This window comes from Pseudonocardia sp. ICBG1293 (assembly GCF_020131355.1).
Classification (GTDB): Bacteria; Actinomycetota; Actinomycetes; order Mycobacteriales; family Pseudonocardiaceae; genus Pseudonocardia.
The window spans coordinates 1-3,486 of the sequence record NZ_JAHLEL010000080.1 but is presented as its reverse complement, the minus strand read 5'-3'; the positions used below and the strand labels follow the sequence as shown (position 1 = coordinate 3,486).

At 65.3% G+C, this 3,486-nt stretch carries 5 protein-coding genes and 3 pseudogenes; 7 read left to right on the top strand and 1 reads right to left on the bottom strand.

Annotated features, from left to right (window positions below):
- The 7 genes and pseudogenes from KPF47_RS41340 to KPF47_RS41310 all read left to right on the top strand — a co-directional run.
- Positions 1-754, top strand: a 754-nt coding sequence (locus KPF47_RS41340; RefSeq protein ID WP_255661644.1) for a branched-chain amino acid ABC transporter permease, incomplete at its 5' end; no start/stop codon positions are given.
- Complete coding sequence (locus KPF47_RS41335) at positions 664-888, top strand: hypothetical protein (protein WP_374108948.1); 225 nt, start codon at positions 664-666, stop codon at positions 886-888. The genes KPF47_RS41340 and KPF47_RS41335, both read left to right, overlap by 91 nt.
- Entirely contained in the window at positions 843-1,427 is a 585-nt protein-coding gene (locus tag KPF47_RS41330) for a branched-chain amino acid ABC transporter permease (protein WP_255661642.1), read from the top strand. Before KPF47_RS41335 ends, KPF47_RS41330 begins: the two co-directional genes overlap by 46 nt.
- Positions 1,409-1,624: a hypothetical protein gene (locus KPF47_RS41325; protein WP_224392947.1), complete on the top strand. Its 216-nt coding sequence runs from the start codon at positions 1,409-1,411 to the stop codon at positions 1,622-1,624. The genes KPF47_RS41330 and KPF47_RS41325 overlap by 19 nt, the downstream gene beginning before the upstream one ends.
- A 30-nt stretch (positions 1,625-1,654) precedes the next feature.
- The gene (locus KPF47_RS41320; RefSeq protein WP_374108947.1) at positions 1,655-1,933 is read left to right on the top strand and encodes an ATP-binding cassette domain-containing protein; all 279 of its coding nucleotides are present in this window, start codon (positions 1,655-1,657) and stop codon (positions 1,931-1,933) included.
- Positions 1,934-1,991: 58 nt separating this feature from the next.
- A pseudogene (locus KPF47_RS41315) lies at positions 1,992-2,309 on the top strand (ATP-binding cassette domain-containing protein); the annotation flags it as partial.
- 83 nt (positions 2,310-2,392) lie between these two features.
- Positions 2,393-3,111, top strand: a pseudogene (locus KPF47_RS41310) (ABC transporter ATP-binding protein).
- 76 nt (positions 3,112-3,187) lie between these two features.
- On the opposite strand, the pseudogene KPF47_RS41305 reads toward KPF47_RS41310, so the two are convergent.
- Positions 3,188-3,385: pseudogene (locus KPF47_RS41305) on the bottom strand (DUF2288 domain-containing protein); the annotation flags it as partial.
- Positions 3,386-3,486: the final 101 nt, after the last annotated feature.

The window sequence follows — 3,486 nt, the reverse complement described above, 5'->3', positions numbered from 1 at the left end:
GCTGGCCGTGGAAGTGTTCAACCGCAAGTCCATCTACGGCAAGGCCGTGGTGGCGACGGCGAATGACCGCGACGCGGCCGGCTTGATGGGCATCAACACGGGCATGGTCATCACGTTTTCCTACGCCCTGTCGTCGGCCACGGCCGCGTTTGCGGGCGTGCTGGTGGCGCCGCTGACCCTGACGGGCGCCACCATGGGCGCCTCGCTGGGCCTGAAAGCGTTCGCCGTGGCCATCATCGGCGGGCTGACGTCGGGCGTGGGCGCCATCGTCGGCGGCCTGATCCTGGGCATCGCGGAAACCACCACGGGCTACTACATCTCCACGGGCTACAAGGAGTACCGGGCCTGCTGCTCCTGCTGCTGGTGCTGGCCATCAAGCCGTCCGGCCTGTTCGGCAAAGCCGCGATCAAGAAAGTCTGAGGACGCCATGAACAGAAAAAATCACCATGCTCGCATTGAGCGCGCGCGGGCTGGCCGTGCTCGCGCTGTTCCCCGTCGTCATCCCGAATCCGTATTACATCCACCTGGCCGAGACCATCCTGATCTACGCCATCCTGCTGTTCGGCCTCGACATCGTCGTCGGCTACACGGGGCAGGTGTCGCTGGGCCACGCGGGCCTGTTCGGCATCGGTTCGTACGCCACGGGCGTGCTGGTATTTCAAGCTGGGCGCGCCGTTCTGGCTGGCCATCCCCGCCAGCATCCTGGGCGCGGCCCTGTTCGGCGCCATCCTCGCCTTGCCGGCCCTGCGCGTGACGGGGCCCTACCTGGCCATGGTGACCCTGGCCTTCGGCACCATCGTGCAAATCCTGATCAATGAAATGAGCTTCCTGACGAAGGGCCGATGGGCATCAAGATCCACAAGCCCGTCGTCATCGGCCACAAATTGAGCGAAGTGGAGTACTACTACATGGTGGCCGCGCTGATGGTCATTTCGCTCGTCGTCGTGCACCGCATCCTGAAGTCGAACCTGGGGCGGGCCTTCGAGGCGCTGCGCGACAGCCCCATCGCGTCCGACTGCATGGGCGTGTCCGTGTACCGCTACAAGGTGTATGCCTTCGTCATCAGCGCCGGTTTCGCGGGCCTGGCCGGCAGCCTGTATGCGTATTCGGAAGAGTACATTTCGCCCAATACCTACAACTTCGAGCTGACGATCCTGTTCCTGCTGGCCGTCATCATGGGCGGGCGCAAGACGCGTTCCGGTGCGCTGATCGGCGCCCTCATCGTCGTCATGCTGCCCAGTTTGCTGGCCGATATCGAGCTGTTCCGCAAGATCGCCGTCGGCGCCGCCGTGCTGGGCGTGATCGGCTCCGCGCTCATGCTGGCGAAAGGGCGTTCACCGTGCGCGCGTGATCGTGCCCCTGGTGGCCCACCATCGGCCTGGCCGCGTTTTCCTACCGGCTGGAGAACATGGTCGACTGGCGCCTGACCATCTTCGGCCTGATGACCCTGTTCGTCGTGTACTACCTGCAGGACGGCATCGTCGGTTTCCTGATGAGCTTTGTCGGCAAGGCCGGCGCCACGTGCAATCCGTGGCCGCCAGCGGCGTCGCGCCCTTTGCCCAGCTTGATCCGGCGCAAGGCGGCCCGCGCGGCGCGCCCCTGCTGCGCGTGGAGCAGGCGCTGATGCAGTTCGGCGGCCTGAAGGCGCTGACCAGTGGACTTGAACGTCACGCAAGGCTCCGTGCACGGCTTGATCGGGCCGAACGGCTCGGGCAAGAGCACCATGATGAACGTGCTGACGGGGATCTACAAGCCGACGGCGGGCAAGGTGGAATTTGCCGGCGCCGTCATCTCCGGGCGCACGCCGTCCGAGATCGCCCTGGGCGGCGTGGCGCGCACCTTCCAGAACGTGCAGCTGTTTGGCGAGATGACGGCCACGGAAAACGTGCTGGTGGCCTGCACAACACCTTCAAGTCGAACGTGCTGGACGTGATGCTGCACACGCCCGCTACAGGCGCGAGGAAAAGGCGGCGCGCGAGCGGGCCGCCAGCATCCTGGAATTCGTCGGCCTGGCCGACCTGGCGGACGAGGAGGCGCGCAACTTGCCGTATGGCAAGCAGCGCTTGCTGGAAATCGGCCGCGCGCTGGGCCTGAACCCGCGCCTGCTGCTGCTCGACGAGCCGGCGGCGGGCCTGACGGCACCCGACATCAAGGAGCTGATGGCCATCATCCGCAAGATCCGCGAGCACGGCATCACCATCATCCTCATCGAGCACCACATGGACGTGGTGATGGCCCTGTCGGACGTGGTGACGGTACTCGACTTTGGCCAGAAGATCGCCGAAGGCGCGCCCGCCGCCGTGCAGGGCGATCCGAAGGTGATCGAGGCCTACCTGGGCGGCAGGCAGCGACGCCGCAGCCAACACCGTACCAGCACACTGACGGGGACATCATGTTATCGATCAATAATCTGCACGCCGCCTACGGCAAAGTCGAAGTCTTGCACGGCATTTCGCTCGACGTGCCGGGGCAAGCTGGTGACCCTGATCGGCTCGAACGGCGCCGGCAAGACCACCACCATGCGCGCCATTTCCCGGCATGCTCAAACCAGATCCGGTTCCGTCACTCTGGGCGGCAAGGACGTCACGGGCCTCGATTCCCACCGCATCGCGCGCGCCGGCCTGGCCCCATTCGCCGGAAGGGCGGCGCGTGTTCGCCTCGATGTCGGTGACGGACAACCTGCTGCTGGGCGCCTTTCCCCGCTTCACGCGGGCGCGCCCGAAAGGCGACATCAAGGCCGACCTGGACAAGGCCATGGAGCTGTTCCCCCGCCTGAAGGAGCGGCGCGACCAGCTGGCCGGCACCTTGTCGGCGGCGAGCAGCAATGCTGGCCATGGCCCGCGCCGTGATGCTGAACCCGGAAGTGATCCTGCTGGACGAGCCGTCGATGGCCTGGCGCCCATCCTGGTGGAAGAAGTCTTCCGCATCATCACGCGCTTGAAAGCGGAAGGCGTGACCATGCTGCTGGTGGAGCAGTTCGCCGCCGCCGCCCTGAACGTGGCCGATTACGGCTACGTGCTGGAAAACGGCAGCATTTCCGTGCATGGCCCGGCGGAGAGCTTAAAGACGGACCCGAAGGTGATTGCCGCCTACCTGGGTGGCGGGCATTAGTGCTTCGTCGGCTTTCCTGCTGCACCAGGATGAACGGGCTGACGACGACGGCCCACAGGGACGCGTCGGCGGCCTGCCAGTCCAGCGCCTGCTGGTCGGAGACCTTGGCGATTTTGCCGTCGGCCATCCATTGCGCGATACTGGCCTTGTCGTCGTGCGAGATGCGCACGGCCACTTCGACCAGGTCCAGCTCATTGGCGACCCAGACGACGTTGCCCTGGGCGAAATGCTTTTCCAGCTCGCTCCAGGCCAGGCGGGCCGTTTCGCTGTTCACTTTGAGGCGCAGTTCGGTGTCTTTTTCGGATTGGTTTGCATGCGAAATATCAATGTTCGGTGAGTCGGCTGCCGTTGCGCGCGGCGGGTTTGCCTTACAGG

Bases quoted from the DNA above. Each gene is read 5' to 3' on its own strand.
- KPF47_RS41330 (WP_255661642.1), top strand. From the start codon at position 843: ATGGGCATCAAGATCCACAAGCCCGTCGTCATCGGCCACAAATTGAGC.
- KPF47_RS41325 (WP_224392947.1), top strand. From the start codon at position 1,409: ATGGTCGACTGGCGCCTGACCATCTTCGGCCTGATGACCCTGTTCGTC.